General features: G+C 56.5%; 13 protein-coding genes. 8 read left to right on the plus strand and 5 right to left on the minus strand.

The genetic code is table 11. The annotated features are described in order from the left end of the window. The first annotated feature begins 157 nt into the window (after window positions 1-157). The 3 genes from AAGR22_RS15775 to ypdK all read left to right on the plus strand — a co-directional run bounded on the left by AAGR22_RS15775 (window position 158) and on the right by ypdK (window position 2955). A complete protein-coding gene (locus AAGR22_RS15775) occupies window positions 158-1762 on the plus strand; it encodes an MFS transporter (protein WP_345828444.1) in 1605 nt (534 codons plus the stop codon). Beyond that, entirely contained in the window at window positions 1759-2787 is a 1029-nt protein-coding gene (locus AAGR22_RS15780; protein WP_345828446.1) for an HlyD family secretion protein, read from the plus strand. The genes AAGR22_RS15775 and AAGR22_RS15780 overlap by 4 nt, the downstream gene beginning before the upstream one ends. 96 nt (window positions 2788-2883) lie before the next feature. Continuing rightward, window positions 2884-2955 (plus strand): membrane protein YpdK, encoded by a 72-nt coding sequence (gene ypdK, locus AAGR22_RS15785; protein WP_156484989.1) that lies wholly within the window; start codon window positions 2884-2886, stop codon window positions 2953-2955. A 41-nt stretch (window positions 2956-2996) separates the two neighbouring features. On the opposite strand, the gene alaC is transcribed toward ypdK, so the two are convergent. Then, the gene (gene alaC, locus AAGR22_RS15790; RefSeq protein ID WP_067705834.1) at window positions 2997-4232 is read right to left on the minus strand and encodes an alanine transaminase; all 1236 of its coding nucleotides are present in this window, start codon (window positions 4230-4232) and stop codon (window positions 2997-2999) included. Between the two features lie 118 nt (window positions 4233-4350). Then, complete coding sequence (locus AAGR22_RS15795; RefSeq protein ID WP_067705836.1) at window positions 4351-4878, minus strand: GNAT family N-acetyltransferase; 528 nt, start codon at window positions 4876-4878, stop codon at window positions 4351-4353. 154 nt (window positions 4879-5032) lie between these two features. Between AAGR22_RS15795 and AAGR22_RS15800 the strand changes: the two genes are divergently transcribed. Together AAGR22_RS15800 and AAGR22_RS15805 are read left to right on the plus strand one after the other, a co-directional pair. After that, window positions 5033-6718, plus strand: coding sequence for a sensor histidine kinase (locus AAGR22_RS15800; RefSeq protein WP_345831614.1), 1686 nt, complete (start codon window positions 5033-5035; stop codon window positions 6716-6718). Between the two features lie 25 nt (window positions 6719-6743). After that, window positions 6744-7475: a LytTR family DNA-binding domain-containing protein gene (locus tag AAGR22_RS15805; RefSeq protein ID WP_067705837.1), complete on the plus strand. Its 732-nt coding sequence runs from the start codon at window positions 6744-6746 to the stop codon at window positions 7473-7475. A gap of 262 nt (window positions 7476-7737) precedes the next feature. Here the strand turns inward: AAGR22_RS15805 and glk are convergent, their stop codons facing one another. Both glk and AAGR22_RS15815 read right to left on the minus strand, forming a co-directional pair. Further along, the gene (gene glk / locus AAGR22_RS15810) at window positions 7738-8703 is read right to left on the minus strand and encodes a glucokinase (protein WP_067705838.1); all 966 of its coding nucleotides are present in this window, start codon (window positions 8701-8703) and stop codon (window positions 7738-7740) included. A gap of 159 nt (window positions 8704-8862) precedes the next feature. After that, on the minus strand, window positions 8863-10515 hold the full coding sequence (locus tag AAGR22_RS15815) for a thiamine pyrophosphate-binding protein (RefSeq protein ID WP_345828453.1): 1653 nt from the start codon (window positions 10513-10515) through the stop codon (window positions 8863-8865). 208 nt (window positions 10516-10723) lie between these two features. On the opposite strand from AAGR22_RS15815, the gene mgrA reads away from it, so the two are divergent. Continuing rightward, window positions 10724-11713 (plus strand): L-glyceraldehyde 3-phosphate reductase, encoded by a 990-nt coding sequence (mgrA, locus tag AAGR22_RS15820; RefSeq protein ID WP_345828455.1) that lies wholly within the window; start codon window positions 10724-10726, stop codon window positions 11711-11713. Window positions 11714-11769: 56 nt separating this feature from the next. On the opposite strand, the gene AAGR22_RS15825 is transcribed toward mgrA, so the two are convergent. After that, complete coding sequence (locus tag AAGR22_RS15825) at window positions 11770-13008, minus strand: Nramp family divalent metal transporter (RefSeq protein WP_067705843.1); 1239 nt, start codon at window positions 13006-13008, stop codon at window positions 11770-11772. A gap of 441 nt (window positions 13009-13449) precedes the next feature. Here AAGR22_RS15825 and AAGR22_RS15830 point away from each other — a divergent pair, with 441 nt between their 5' ends. Both AAGR22_RS15830 and AAGR22_RS15835 read left to right on the plus strand, forming a co-directional pair. After that, window positions 13450-14412: an Rpn family recombination-promoting nuclease/putative transposase gene (locus tag AAGR22_RS15830; RefSeq protein WP_345828458.1), complete on the plus strand. Its 963-nt coding sequence runs from the start codon at window positions 13450-13452 to the stop codon at window positions 14410-14412. Between the two features lie 321 nt (window positions 14413-14733). After that, complete coding sequence (locus AAGR22_RS15835) at window positions 14734-15921, plus strand: NupC/NupG family nucleoside CNT transporter (RefSeq protein ID WP_067705846.1); 1188 nt, start codon at window positions 14734-14736, stop codon at window positions 15919-15921. Window positions 15922-15958 lie beyond the last annotated feature (37 nt).

Below are 15958 nucleotides of genomic sequence, written 5' to 3' on the forward strand. Positions count from 1 at the left end.
CCTTCTTTTTGGATGGCGATACTTTAGCACTAATTTATCCTCACCGGCACGCTGTACCGCATTGCAATACAGGTTATCGCAGAGTAATATCGTCAGCCACTGTATCGCTATGCAATACAGTGCACCAATAACCCTATTTTTCCTGCGGAACCCTGTTATGAATGCTGTACCGGCCCCGGCCCCTCATCCTTTTACCCTGCGTCTGGCACTGGGAATGGTGGGCGTGCTGATAGCGGCGATGACCTCGGGGCTTAATGACCGCGTCACCGACCTGGCACTGGCCGACGTGCGTGCGGCGATTGGCTTTAGTTACGACAGTGCAACCTGGATAACTTCAGCATGGCAGGCAGCGGAAGTCTCAGCGATGATGGTTGCCCCCTGGTTTGCCGTCACTTTCTCACTGCGCCGGTTTGCGCTGGTGATGACCTTTGGCTTCGCCGCCACCGGCCTGCTGCAACCCTTTGCGCCCACGCCCGGCCTGTTTGTCGCCCTGCGGGTCGTTCAGGGCCTGTTCGGCGGCGCGCTGCCGCCGCTGCTGATGACCGTGGCGCTGCGTTTTTTACCGCCGCCGTTCAAACTCTATGGCCTTGCCGCCTATGCGCTGACTGCGACCTTCGGTCCCAATATCGCTGCCTCGCTGGCCGCTTTCTGGACCGACTCTGTCGGCTGGCAGTTTGTTTTCTGGCAGGTAATACCGCCCAGCCTGGTGGCTGGCCTGCTGATTGGCTGGGGGATCCCTCAGGATCCGCTGCGACTGGCCCGTTTTCAGCAGATCGATCTGTTCGGCATGCTGACCGGCTGTAGCGGAATGGCGCTGTTGATCCTGGCACTCGGCCAGGGTGAACGACTGGACTGGCTGAACTCACCGCTAATCGCCGCCATGCTGCTGGCTGCGGCCGCCCTGCTGGTGGTGTTCTTTATCAATGAGTGGTTTCACCCCGTGCCACTGTTCAAATTGCAGATGCTGGCGCGCAGAAACCTGAGCCACGGGCTGCTGGTGCTGGCGGGCGTACTGCTGGTCGCGCTTTCCGGGTCCGCCCTGCCATCGGCCTGGTTTGCTCAGGTAGGAGGGTTCCGCCCCGCACAGTTTGCTCCGCTGGCGCTGACTATCGGTCTGCCTCAGCTGCTAATCGCACCACTGCTCGCCGCCCTGCTTAATCTGCGCTGGATTGACTGCCGCTGGATGCTGACCCTTGGCGCGATCCTGCTCAGTCTCTCCTGCCTGATGGGTATGCAGCTGACGGATGAGTGGAGCAGACAGAACTTCTGGCTGATCCAGACGCTTCAGGCTTTTGGGCAACCAATGCTTATTTTGCCAGTGCTGATGAGCGCCACCAGCGTCGTTCAGCCGCCGGAAGGGCCTTACGCCTCGGCGATGTTCAATACCGTGCGGGGGTTCTCCAGCGTGGCGGCCGGTAGCCTGGTCGAAAACTTCCTTACCCACCGCGAAAAGTTTCATTCTCATATCCTGGTCGATCAGCTGGGGAATCGGCCCTGGCTGATTACGGCGGATAATGCTGCCAGTGCGGGCCCGCTCTCGCCACTCCTGCCGGACGGATCAGTCAGCTCGGTGGAAAATGTAGGCCACTTTGCCACGCTGGTTAAACATCAGGCGGTGATCCTCAGCATCAGCGATGGCTACCTGCTGATTATCGGTGCCGCCCTGCTGTTGGTCCTGCTGACGGCGTGGCTCCCAAAACGCGTGTATCCGCCACAAACGCTTCTTCAACATCCTATCCAGGTGCCAGGAAAATTATCATGAGTTTAGTCACTGCAAAACGCCCTCTGCTTTTAGCGCTGCTGCTGATCCTGCTGCTGGCCTGCGCCTTTGTGATCTGGTCAGCAATGCGCCACCATCATGCCCGGACCGATGATGCGACGGTGGTGGCCGATTACACGCTGGTCGCACCCAAAGTGTCGGGCTATATCCGTAGGGTGAACGTCAGCGATAATCAGCAGGTGAAGGCGGGCGACACGCTGGCCACGATTGACGACAGCGATTACCGCGTGGCGCTGGAAACGGCACTGGCAAACCTGGAAATCAGTCAGGCAAAGTTAAGCAGCGTACAGGCTCAGCTGGAACAGCAGCAGGCGGCGATCGCGCAAAGCGATGCGGCAGTCAGCGCCAGCGAAGCCACCCTTAACTATGCGCAGCAGAATGCCGGGCGCTACCGTCGCCTTCTGAACACCGGCACCGGCACTGCGGATGAGCAGCAAAAAACCCAGGCGGCCATGCAGGAAGCCGCCTCCCAGCTGCGTCAGAGCCAGGCAGCCGCGCTCTCGGCTCGTAAACAGACCGGTGTCCTGCGCGCCAGCCTCCGCCAGGCGAATGCCGATATCGCGGCTTCGACGGCGGCAGTCGATCAGGCCCGCCTCAACCTTTCTTACACTATTATTCGTTCACCGGTTGATGGCACCGTCGGCCAGCGTACGGTGCGGCAGGGCGCGTGGGTGACGGCAGGCACGCGCCTGCTGGCGGTCGTGCCCCTCAGCCAGTCTTACGTGCTGGCTAACTTCCTGGAAACGCAGCTGGGCGACGTCAGATCCGGTCAGCCCGTGACCCTCAGCGTCGATGCCCTGCCCGGCGTCACCCTGCATGGTCGCGTTGACAGTATTGCACCGGCTACCGGCTCAACCTTTGCGGCGATCACCGCTGATAACGCCACCGGTAATTACACTAAAGTCACCCAGCGCCTGCCGGTAAAAATCGTGCTGGATCCGGGTCAGGTTGACCGGACGCGTCTGCGAGTGGGAATGTCAGTCATTTCGGAAATTGAACCGCGTTAACGGTGGGGGTATTCTCAGCGTATCCGACTTTATTCAGGCGAGAATAACGGGTAAATTGACCCGCTGTTCTGCCATCACCGCTCAGAGGACGCGTTTGTGAAATATGCACTGATGGGAATTTCGTTCATTCTGCTGATTTGGGTTGGCACTTTTTTACTGATGCTGTAACCCCTGGACAGGGGCCAGGCCTGACGGCCCGGCCCTCGTCGTTAAACGTCCTCTTCGCTGACTTTAGTGGTCACAGGAAGAAGGCCGTCCGCACGAAACATCGCCTTGATCCCTCTTACCGCCTGACGAATGCGATCGCTATTTTCAATCAGCGCAAAGCGCACGTGGGTGTCACCGTAATCACCAAATCCGATGCCTGGGGAAACGCACACTTTCGCTTCCTGTAGCATATGTTTGGCGAAGTCCAGCGATCCCATTGCGCGGTAGTGGTCGGGGATCTTCGCCCAGACGTACATGGAGGCTTTAGGGATTTCAACCATCCACCCCGCCTCATGCAGACCTTTAACCAGCACGTCACGGCGGCGTTTATACTGTTCAGCAATGTCGCGTACGCACTGCTGATCGCCCTCCAGCGCGGCGATGGCCGCCACCTGTAGCGGCGTAAAGGTGCCGTAGTCGTGATAGCTTTTGATGCGCGCCAGCGCAGCAACCAGCTCCTTATTCCCCACCATAAAGCCAATACGCCAGCCGGCCATATTGTAACTTTTCGACAGGGTAAAGAACTCTACCGCCACCTCGCGCGCACCGGGCACTTCCATAATAGAGGGCGCTTTCCAGCCGTCATAAACGATATCCGCATAAGCGAGGTCGTGGATCACCAGCACGTTGTACTGCTTCGCCAGCGCGATAACCCGTTCAAAAAAATCCAGCTCAACGCACTGGGCGGTGGGATTTGACGGGAAGCCGAGGATCATCATTTTCGGCTTCGGATAGCTTTCCCGGATCGCCCGCTCCAGCTCGTTAAAAAAATCTACGCCCTCAACCAGCGGTACCGAACGGACCTGAGCACCGGCAATCACGGCGCCATAGATATGAATCGGATAGCTGGGATTTGGCACCAGCACCGTATCACCGTGATCCAGCGTCGCCAGCATCAAATGGGCCAGCCCCTCTTTCGAGCCAATGGTGACAATCGCCTCTGTTTCAGGATCGATATCAACCTGATAGCGGTCGGCATACCAGCGAGAAATGGCGCGGCGCAGGCGGGGAATACCGCGCGAGGTGGAGTAGCCGTGCGTATCATCGCGCTGGGCGACGGTGCACAGTTTTTCTACGATATGCGGCGGCGTGGGGCCATCGGGATTCCCCATGCTGAAATCAATAATATCTTCACCGCGACGGCGCGCAGCCATCTTCAGTTCGGCGGTAATATTGAAAACATAGGGCGGTAGACGTTCGATACGGGAAAAACGACGTGCAGAGCTGATGTCAGCCATTGAAACCTCTGATTTACGTTAGCGCCCGGACCGTCCGAGCGACGCCGACCAGAAACTGGTCTGTCAGTGAACATATCGCAGGCAGCCTGGGTTTGTCGAGATGAGGCGTAACATTTTTTTAACGATCGCGCGCCAGGCAACCAAAGGTCCAGTCATTTACCCACTGACCGCGCAGCAGGTAATTCTCGCGCAGCGTGCCCTCAAGCTGGAAGCCGTTTTTCTCCAGCACCCGGCGCGAAGGCCAGTTCCCCTCCACCACCTGCGCCCTGAGCTTATGGAACTCACAGGTCTCAAACAGGTAGTCCACCATCGCCGACAGCGCTTCGGTGCCATAGCCCTGGTTAAAATGCCCGCTGAGCAGCGAGTAGCCCACTTCAGCCTGACGCCAGGGGATCCATTCGGCATTCGCGCCAATCAGGCCAATGGCTTCACCCGTTTCCGCCAGGCGGATCGTCAGGCAGAGCATATGGTAGCTGGTCACCTGCCAGGGCGCGAGGCGCAGGGTAAAGCGCTGGCGAATATCGGCCTCCTGCGGGATCTCGCTGATAAATGCCATGCTGGTTTTATCCCGGTGTACCTGTTGAAACAGCTGCCAGTCGTCTGGCACCAGCCGGGTCAGTCGAAGCCTGTCAGTGGTCAGTTGCATAAATATCCTCTGGCGGTCTGCAAGGTGAAAATTGATCAAGATACCTGTTCGGGGTAATCCACGACCTCATGCCTGGCACAACCTCCCCACTTTACATATTATAGGCGATGACTTTTTCACGTCTGCCGAGGCGCCCGTGCACACGACCTTTGATATGCTGCTTGCCGTATTAGAACGCGCTGCCCTGATGCTGATTTGCCTGTTTTTTATGACCCGCATTCATCAGTTTCGTCAGCTGCTGCAAAAAGATGAGCACTCATGGCAGGAGCTGGTTGCGGTCACGGCGATTTTCAGCCTGTTTGCCCTGTTTGGTACCTGGAGCGGCATCAACGTTGAGGGCTCGCTGGTCAACGTGCGCACCATCGCGATTATGTCCGGCGGCATTTTGTTTGGGCCCTGGGTCGGCATCATTACCGGGGTGATTGCCGGTCTTCACCGTTTTCTGACGGACGTTCACGGCGTCAGCGCGGTTCCCTGTCTGATCACCAGCATCATCGCCGGATTTGTTTCCGGTGCGATTAACCTTAAGGTTATCAAGGAAAAGCGCTGGAGCGTAGGTATTCTTGGCGGCATGCTGTGTGAATCACTGACCATGCTGCTGATCGTGCTCTGGGCGAGGCCGTTTTCTCTTGGCCTGGAGATTATTAGCGAAATTGCCCTGCCGATGATCCTCGGTGCCGCCAGTATTGGCCTGATTGTGCTGCTTATTCAGAGCGTTGAGGGGGAAAAAGAGGCCATTGCTGCCCAACAGGCCAAGCTGGCTCTGGATATCGCCAATAAAACGCTGCCGCTGTTTCGCCAGGTGAACAGCCAGTCGATGCGCAGCGTTTGCGATATTATCCGCAGCGATATCAACGCGGATGCGGTAGCCATCACCAATAAGAACCAGATCCTCGCCTATGTCGGCGTGGGGGAAGAGAACTACGAAAACGGTGATGATGACATCAGCCCGACCACGGCCAAAGCCATCGCCTACGGTCAAATCATTATCAAAAATAACGATGAGGCGCACCGAACGCCGGAAATTCATTCGATGATCGTCATTCCCCTGTGGGAAAAAGGCGAGGTCACCGGCACGCTGAAAATCTATTATCGCCATGCCCACCGCATTACCTGGTCGCTACGGGCGATGGCGATTGGCCTGTCGCAAATTATCTCTACTCAGCTGGAAGTCTCCCGCGCCGAGCAGCTGCGGGAGATGGCCAACAAGGCGGAGCTGCGGGCGCTCCAGAGCAAGATAAATCCCCACTTTCTCTTCAACGCCCTTAACGCCATCTCCTCCTCCATTCGCATCAATCCCGATACTGCCCGCCAGCTGATCAGTAATCTCGCCCGTTATCTACGCTATAACCTTGAGCTGAACGATGATGAGATGATTGATATCAGGAAAGAGCTGTATCAGATAAAAGATTATATCGCCATTGAACAGGCGCGCTTTGGCGACAAGCTCACCGTGATTTACGATATTGATGAAGAGGTTAACGGCGTGCTGCCCAGCCTGCTGATCCAGCCGCTGGTGGAAAACGCCATCGTACACGGCATCCACCCCTGTCGGGGTAAAGGGGTGGTCACGCTCAGCGTGAGGGACCAGGGCGACCGGCTGCGTATTTCGGTGCGCGATACCGGTCATGGCATCAGCGAGGAGGTGGTCGCCAGAGTCGAAAAAAACGAAATGCCCGGCAACAAGATTGGTCTGCTTAACGTCCATCACCGGGTCAAACTGCTGTACGGTGAAGGGCTGCATATACACCGGCTGATGCCGGGCACGGAAATTGCCTTTTACATCAGTAAAAACGGGGCGATCCTGCCGGAAAAACAGCGTATGTCACTGACGGCCTGAGGTCGTATTAAGCGGAAATAAGCCTGTGAAAGCGATTATAGTCGAAGATGAATTTCTGGCGCAGCAGGAGCTGAGCTGGATGATTGAGCAGCATAGCCAGCTGACCATCGAGGCAACCTTCGATGACGGACTGGATGTCCTGAAGTATCTGCAAACGCACCAGACGGATGTCATTTTTCTGGATATTAATATCCCCTCGCTGGACGGCGTACTGCTGGCACAGAATATCAGTAAATTCGCCGTCAGGCCGCTCATTGTCTTTATCACCGCCTGTAAAGAGCATGCGGTAGAAGCCTTTGAGCTGGAGGCTTTTGACTACATCCTTAAGCCCTACCATGAGATGCGTATTGTCACTATGCTGCATAAGGTGGAGAACACGCTGCAGCAGGCGAAACTGCACACCGCGCCCGGGGCCATACGCCCCCAGCCCCGCACGGTAAATCTGGTGAAGGATGAGCGCATTATCGTGACCGATATTAACGATATCTACTATGTCGAAGCGCACGAGAAATTAACGTTTGTTTATACCCGGCGTGAAGAGTATGTGATGTCGATGAATATCTCAGAGTTTTGCAACCGCCTGCCCGAGGATGCCTTCTTTCGCTGCCATCGCTCCTGGTGCATCAACCTGAGCAAAATTCGCGAAATCGAACCCTGGTTTAATAACACCTATATGCTCAAACTGCGCGATCGGGACTTCCAGGTGCCGGTCAGCCGCAGCAAGGTGAAAGCGTTCCGCCAGTTAATGGGGCTGTAAACGGGAAGCGCGGATGCCAGCTAATGCAGGGGGTAAAGAGAAGCATGGATGCCAACAGCGCAGTGGGCTAAAGAGAAGCGTGGATGCCAGCAGCGCAGTGGGCTAAAGATAAGCGTGGATGCCAGCCGGGCAGCGGTTAAAGATATTCGTGGATGTCTGAGACCGCAGTTTAGGGTAAGTGACAGCTCCAGCGGCCCATGCCGCTGTCGCCTGTCAGGGGGTGATGCCCCCAGGGCCGTTGTGGCCCCTGAGGGTGGCGCATTTACAGAATGCTGCCCAACACCTGGCGCAGGTGAGCCCCGGCACCCAGCAGGCCCGGCTGGTCGTGGGTGATAAGGTAAACGGGGATATTCTGCACGTAATCCTTGAAGCGCCCTTTATCCTCAAACGCCGCGCGAAAGCCGGACGCTTTGAAGAAGGAGAGGAAGCGCGGCACAATGCCACCGGCAATATAGACGCCGCCAAAGGTACCCAGATTTAGCGCCAGGTTACCGCCAAAGCGGCCCATGATCACACAGAACATCGCCAGCGCGCGACGGCAGTCGGTGCAGCTATCGTCCAGCGCACGGGATGAAACGTCCTTCGGCTTCAGGTTATCCGGCTCCCGCCCGTCGGATTTGACAATCGCCCGATAGAGGTTAACCAGGCCCGCGCCCGACAGCACGCGCTCGGCAGAGACGTGGCCCAGCTCGGCGCGCAGCACTTCAAGGATCAGGTCTTCCTCTTCGCTATTGGCAGCGAAATCGACGTGGCCGCCCTCGCCCGGCAGGCTGACCCAGCGCTGGTCAACGTGCACCAGATGCGCCACACCCAACCCGGTTCCCGCACCGTAGACGGCAATCGGCTTGTCCTTCACCGGTTCGGTCCCGCCGAACTGCATAACGTCCTCTTCCGAGAGCATCGGAATGGCCATCGACACGGCGGTGAAGTCATTGATAATTTCCAGATGCTCAAAGCCAAGATTAGCCTTCATTTTGCTGCTGGAAAATGCCCAGTCGTGGTTGGTCATCTCAACCCAGTCTTCCGTGATCGGACAGGCGATAGCGATACAGCCATCGGTTATGTCCTGCTGCTGCTCGTCAAGATAAGCGCGGATCACCGCTTCCAGGCTTGCAAAATCTGCTGTGGAGAACGTTTTGGCTTGTGACAGGGCACCGTTCTCAACTTCACACAGTGCCAGGCGGGCGTTAGTGCCGCCGACATCACCTACCAAAGCATACTTAGTCATTATTGTTTTGCTCCGCTTACGTCATTTAAACACACTATAAATTTCCCCCGCTGAAACAACAACGTCCTCCACACAATGGAGAGCGTAAAAAGCGCTGCCGCCGCCTACCTTACCTGCCTGCGCGCCACTTGCCCACGGGCATCAATCCTAATTACGTCTTTAACCACCGTTACGCTGGCTCATGGATGCGCTGACCGACTGTAACAAAGGGGGGATATCCATCTGCGGCAGTACCACTTCAACCAGCGACAATCGGGAAGTTTGCGCGATAACCTGCATAACCTCAACCAGCTGCGCCGTTTCCGTTATCCGCCAGCTCTGGGCTTCGTTGCGCACGCTAAGACCGCCGGGAAGCTGGGTCCAGTTCCACTCAGCAATATCATTGTAGCGCTGATGCTCGCCATGGATAGCCCGCTCCACGGTATATCCGCTGTTATTCAGCACAAAGATCACCGGTTTCAGCCCATCACGCAGCATTGAGCCCAGCTCCTGTATCGTTAACTGTGCGGCACCGTCACCGATAAGCAGCACTACCCTGCGTTCAGGGGCGGCAATCTGCGCACCATAGGCGGCGGGAAGCGTGTAACCAATCGATCCCCACAGCGGCTGGCAGATAAAGGTCACCTCCTCAGGGAGCCGCAGCACCGCTGCACCAAAGGCGGCGGTCCCCTGATCGGCCAGCACGATATCACCGGGCCGGAGAAAATCCTGCATGGCCTGCCAGAGCGTACTCTGGGTCAGCCTGTCGGAGGGCGCGTTGCTTAAGGCGGGCGGCGTGGGCAGCGTTAGATTCCAGCCGCTGGTATAACGCCGCGCGAGCTGATGGACGATCTCCAGCGCCTGCGCCATGGGTAAGGGCGAGAACGCCTCCTCACCTATCTGACTTTCGTGAAGGTCTATCGCAATGGTTTTGGCACTGTCGATTTGCTGGGTAAACCCGGCGGTAATGGAGTCAGTGTAGCGCACGCCCAGGGTAATAATCACTTCAGCCCGTTCGATAATCGACTGCGTCTTGCCCGCACTCGCTGCCCCGGCGTAGGTTCCGGCAAAGCCATTCAGAGACTCCGGCATTACGCTCTTACCCATCAGCAGGGTGGCAAAGGGCATCGGTATTTCGGTCAGAAACTGGTGCAGCGCGGGCCTCAGCCCTGCCCGGTCGGCGAGAAAATCAGCCAGCATCGCGACGCTCTTTGCCGCAGCGAACCGCTGCTCAACGGCGCGGGAAAACGCTTCTGCTACCTGCGGGGCAGCCAGCTGCGGCGTGGAAAGCGCTGCGGCTGGCGCAGCGATGCTGGCCTCCGCCACGTCGGTGGCAAGATAAATGTAAACCGGTCGACGCGCGTGCAGGGCAATCTGCAACAGGCGATCGATCTCCGCTGCGGCATTTTCTGGCGTTAGCACCGCCTGCGCGGCCGTCACCTCCTGAGAGATACGCAGAAAGTGATCGTAGTCGCCGTCTCCCAGCGTATGGTGCAGCAGCAGCCCGCTGCGGCTGTTCTCCCGGGCGGGGGCGCCGACGATATGCACCACCGGCAGATATTCAGCATAGCTACCCGCTACCCCGTTGAGGGCGCTAAGTTCGCCGACGCCAAAGGTGGTCAACAAGGCACCTGCCCCCCGGCAGCGTGCATAGCCATCCGCCGCGTAGGCCGCGTTCAACTCATTGGCGCAGCCTACCCATGCGATATCCGGGCTGTTGATAACCTGGTCAAGAAAGCGAAGATTGTAATCCCCCGGCACGCCGAAAAGATGATCGATCCCTGACTGGTGTAAGCGAGAAAGCAGATACTCCCCAACGGTGCAGCTTTTCATGGTTTTCCCCGGTAAACAGCAAACGTAGTAGAGAGTATTACCGATAATTTTCACTGCGTTAAAGATGCACGCCAGCGCTAAACGGCAACAAAGCGTTACGCCTCGGAATTTTCCTCAAGTTGCGATCGGCCCCGCTATTCCATTTAGTGTAACCGTATACACTGCTATGCTTTGGGTAAAATCGGCCCGACACTTACAGGAAATTTCAATGGTTTATCAGGCAGATGCACAGCGTTACGGCGGAATGGTCTATCACCGCTGCGGACGAAGCGGACTTAAGCTCCCGGCCATCTCACTGGGGCTGTGGCACAATTTTGGCGATGCCACCCGGCTGGACAACAGTCGTCAACTGTTACGACATGCCTTTGATAACGGTATCACCCATTTTGACCTGGCCAATAATTACGGCCCCCCTCCCGGCTCGGCTGAGGAGAATTTTGGCCGCCTGCTGCGGGAAGATTTTGCCCCCTATCGGGACGAACTGATTATCTCCTCCAAGGCGGGCTATACCATGTGGGATGGCCCCTATGGCGACTGGGGATCGCGGAAATATCTGGTCGCCAGCCTTAACCAGAGCCTTAAGCGCATGGGCATTGATTACGTCGATATTTTTTATCATCACCGGCCTGACCCGGAAACCCCGCTGGAAGAGACGATGATGGCGCTGGACCACATCGTGCGCCAGGGCAAAGCCCTGTATATCGCGCTCTCTAATTATCCGGCCGACCGCGCAGCAGAAGCCATCGGCCTGCTGAAGCAGCTGGGAACGCCCTGCCTTATCCACCAGCCGAAATACTCCATGCTCGAGCGCGCGCCAGAGCAGGGTCTGCTGGATGTACTACAACAAGAGGGGGTCGGCTGCATTGGCTTCTCTCCGCTGGCGGGAGGCATACTTACCGATCGCTACCTGAACGGCATCCCGGATGACTCGCGAATCGCCAGCGGGAGCCAGTTCCTCAGCGCCGATCGGCTGACGCCGGAAAATATGACCCGAGTGCGTGAGCTTAATGAGCTGGCGGCGCAGCGCGGTCAGAAACTGTCGCAAATGGCGCTGGCATGGGTGCTGCGCGGCAACCGCGTCACCTCTGTACTGATTGGGGCCAGCAAAACCAGCCAGATCGACGATGCCGTTGGCATGCTCGCGAATCCTGATTTCACTGAGCAGGAGCTGGCGCGCATCGACGCCATACTCGGCTAAAAGCATGAGGGGCTGGACACCGCGTCAGCCCCACTATCAACACGCCGGCTTTATCGTTAAAGATTAAGCGCCATCGCGACCAGCAGGTAGAGATTCAGCGCGACCACTATGGCTACGATCACCTTACCCACCGTCTGCATCAGGCGGGAGTTCACCATATCCCCCATCAGTTCGCGATTGCCGGTGAAAGCCAGCAGCGGCACCAGCGCCAGGGCAATACCAAAACTCAGCAGAACCTGACTCATTACCAGGATCCGGGTAGGCTCCCACCCGGCCAAAATCACAATGAAAGAGGGCAGCATAGTAATGACCCGGCGAACCAGCAGCGGAATATGGATATGGGTAAACCCCTGCATCACCACCTGCCCGGCCAGGGTGCCCACCACGGTCGATGAGAGGCCAGCTGCCAGCAGGCTCAGGCCAAAGACCAGCGCAGCCGCGCGTCCCAGCAGCGGATCGAGCGTAAGCCAGGCCTGCTCAAGGTCCGCAATCCCGGTATGACCGCTGAAATGAAAGGCCGCCGCCGCCGTTGCCATCATCGCCAGATTAACAAATCCAGCAATGGTCATGGCGATAGCCACATCCAGCTTGGTCGAGCGATAACGCTCCGCCCGCGTGCCGCCATCCGGACTTTGAGTCAGCGAGGAGTGCAGGTAGATGACGTGCGGCATAATGGTGGCACCCAGTACGCCCGCTGCCAGCAGCACCGCATCCGCGCCAGGCAAAGCAGGAACGGCCATCCCGCGCACCAGAGCGGCAATGTCAGGCTGGGAAAAAAACAGCTCTATGACATAGGCGGCCGCCACAAACAGCAGCAGGCCGCCAATCACCAGCTCAAGGGGCTTTTGCCCACGCCGTTGCAGCATCAGGATCAGAAAGGTCACCACCCCGGTCAGGACGGCGCCCTGTAACAGACTGACGCCAAATATCAGCTTGAAGCCGATCGCCGCCCCGATAAATTCTGCCAGGTCGGTCGCCATCGCAATGATTTCAGCCTGCACCCAGTAAAACCAGACGGCAGGACGGGGAAAACGGTCACGGATGTGTTCGGCCAGATTCTTACCGGTGGCGATCCCCAGCTTGGCTGACATCAGCTGGATAACCATCGCCATGATATTCGCCCACACCACCACCCACAGTAGTTTATAACCATAGGAGGCACCCGCCTGGATATTGGTGGCGAAGTTGCCGGGATCGATATAGCCGATAGCAGCAATAAAGGCCGGCCCCATGAGCGCGAACTTAATTTTACGGGAACCACGGGCAATTTGCTCCACGGTGCGGCCTTCCAACATAGTTATTTCCCCTGCTAATCACCTTAGAATCGCATTGTCTTTTAGATGATAATGATTATCAAGTGCACGTAGATGGGTTGTTGTTATCGCTGTGATAGCCAGCGGTAAGAAACATAGCAAAGGCTATACCTCAGGGCAAATTACGTCACTGCTAACAAATGAGCAACTCTTTTAACTCTAGGTGAGAGAGTAAGACCTCACAAGCCGTCGGGTGTCTTTTAATTAAGGGTAGCCTTCGACAGAGCAGTGACTCGCCTTCCCTCTGTCACCAACGCACCGGTTTATGGATGCACTAATGCCTGGCACAGGAGACAGCATGGAGACACATTTGTCCTAAACCGCCATGGATTAACCGCTATTCTGTCGTATTCCATAAATTGCAGTATGTCAGGCCAGTGTTCCCGTGTAATCATGGCTACAAAAGAAGCAATGGAGAAGCGCATGGCTAACAGGAAAGCTAAAAGTAGTGCAAAGGGTACCCCGACCCCACATGACCTGGTGTTTAAACAGTTTCTTACGCATTCCGATACCGCACGGGATTTCATGCAGCTGCATCTGCCCACAGAACTGCAGGCTGTCTGTGACTTCAGTACCCTCAAGCTGGAGTCAGGCAGCTTTGTGGAGGAAAGCTTACGCCCTTACTTTAGCGACGTACTCTACAGCCTGAGAACCACAGCCGGTGATGAGAGTTATATCCACGTACTCATCGAGCACCAGTCCACACCTGACAGACATATGGCGTTCCGGCTTCTTCGTTACTCAATTGCGGCTATGCAACGCCATCTGGACGCCGGGCATAAAAAGCTGCCGCTGGTGATCCCGGTGCTGTTCTACACGGGCAGGCGCAGCCCCTACCCTTATTCTACCCGCTGGCTGGACGAATTTAACGATCCTGAGCTGGCCGAAAAGCTCTATAGCGCTGACTTTCCAGTGGTCGATGTGACAGTCATACCTGATGAAGAGATCATGGGCCACCGCAGTATGGCCGCGTTGACGCTGCTGCAGAAACATATTCACCGGCGCGATCTGGCTGACCTGCTGGACAATCTGGTCAGCCTGCTGCTGGCAGAACACATGACAGGACAGCAGCTGATTTCACTGATAAACTATCTCGTACAGGCAGGCGAAACTTCAGACGCAGAGGCCTTTGTACGTGAACTGGCACAGCGGGTGCCGCAACATGAGGACGAACTGATGACCATCGCGCAACAGCTTGAACAGAAGGGTATCGAGAAAGGTATCGAGAAAGGTATCGAGAAAGGTATCCAGCTGGGCAGACAGGTAGGTCGCAATGAAGCCAAACTCGAAGTTGCCCGTACCATGCTGCAGAACGGCCTTGACCGCGACACCGTTATGAAAATGACGGGTCTGAACGCAGACGATCTGGCGCAGATCCGCCACTGATCGTTGTCCCTGTCCCATCAGCGTACACTGACAGGACAGGGACATTACGTTCAGCCTGCTCCCTAACCCTGAGGGATGTACGGAAAGAGCAAATCAGCCCCGCGTTCTCCTAACCCACCAACCCTGCCCGAAAAACCCTTTACCTACCTTTCCCTGCCGTTATGCTTCAGACCCTCAACAGCGTCAGGATGTGATCGCGAAGAGAGTTCTCAACAGAGAGGCGATAGGTAATTGTTATATTGTGGATTAGCTCTCGTTTTTCCATGTCCCGTTACATAGAATGTGCAGCGAAATATAACAGCCTTCAAATTTGGAGCATACATGTCCCGCATTCTGCATTTTGCTTTAGCACTGGGTGTCGTCACGCTGCTGGCCCTGCTGGTGAGTAGCGATCGCAAGAACATTCGTATACGTTTTGTTATCCAGCTTCTGGTTATTGAGGTGCTGCTGGCGTGGTTCTTCCTCAACTCAGAAGTCGGCCTCGGGTTCGTGCAGGGCTTTGCCGGGTTTTTCGACAAGCTGCTCTCCTATGCTGCACAGGGAACCGGTTTTGTCTTTGGCAACATGAGCGATAAAGGGCTGGCCTTCTTCTGGCTGAACGTGCTCTGCCCGATCGTCTTTATCTCCGCGCTGATCGGCATTTTGCAGCATTTCCGCATTCTACCGGTTGTCATCCGCGCGATTGGCACCGTACTGTCGAAAGTAAACGGCATGGGTAAGCTGGAGTCTTTCAACGCGGTAAGCTCGCTGATTTTGGGACAGTCAGAAAACTTTATCGCCTACAAAGATATCCTTGGAAAAATGTCGCAGCGCCGCATGTACACCATGGCGGCTACCGCGATGTCGACCGTATCAATGTCTATCGTCGGTGCCTATATGACGATGCTCCAGCCGAAGTACGTGGTGGCGGCGCTGATCCTGAATATGTTCAGCACCTTTATCGTACTCTCGCTGATTAATCCCTATCGCGTCGAGAGTGAAGAAGACCTTAAGCTGAACGATCTGCATAAAGGGCAAAGCTTCTTTGAAATGCTGGGCGAATACATCCTGGCCGGTTTCAAGGTGGCCGTGATAGTGGCGGCGATGCTGATTGGCTTTATTGCGCTGATCTCCGCCATTAACGCACTGTTTGACACCATTTTTGGCATCAGCTTCCAGGGCGTGCTGGGCTATGTGTTCTATCCGTTTGCCTGGGTGATGGGCGTGCCTGCGGGAGAAGCCCTGCAGGTTGGCAGCATTATGGCCACCAAGCTGGTTTCAAACGAATTTGTGGCCATGATGGACCTGCAAAAAGTGGCCGGTACCCTGTCGCCGCGCGGCGTGGGCATCCTTTCCGTGTTCCTTGTGTCGTTCGCCAACTTCTCGTCTATCGGCATCGTGGCCGGTGCGATTAAGGGCCTGAACGAGCAGCAGGGTAATGTGGTTTCCCGCTTTGGTCTGAAGCTGCTGTACGGCTCAACGCTGGTGAGCATACTGTCCGCCTCTATTGCCGGGCTGGTGCTGGGCTAAATTGTCCCCTGCCCAGTCGGTTATCAAGGCGACCCCT

The organism is Erwinia sp. HDF1-3R, from assembly GCF_039621855.1.
GTDB lineage: Bacteria > Pseudomonadota > Gammaproteobacteria > Enterobacterales > Enterobacteriaceae > Erwinia.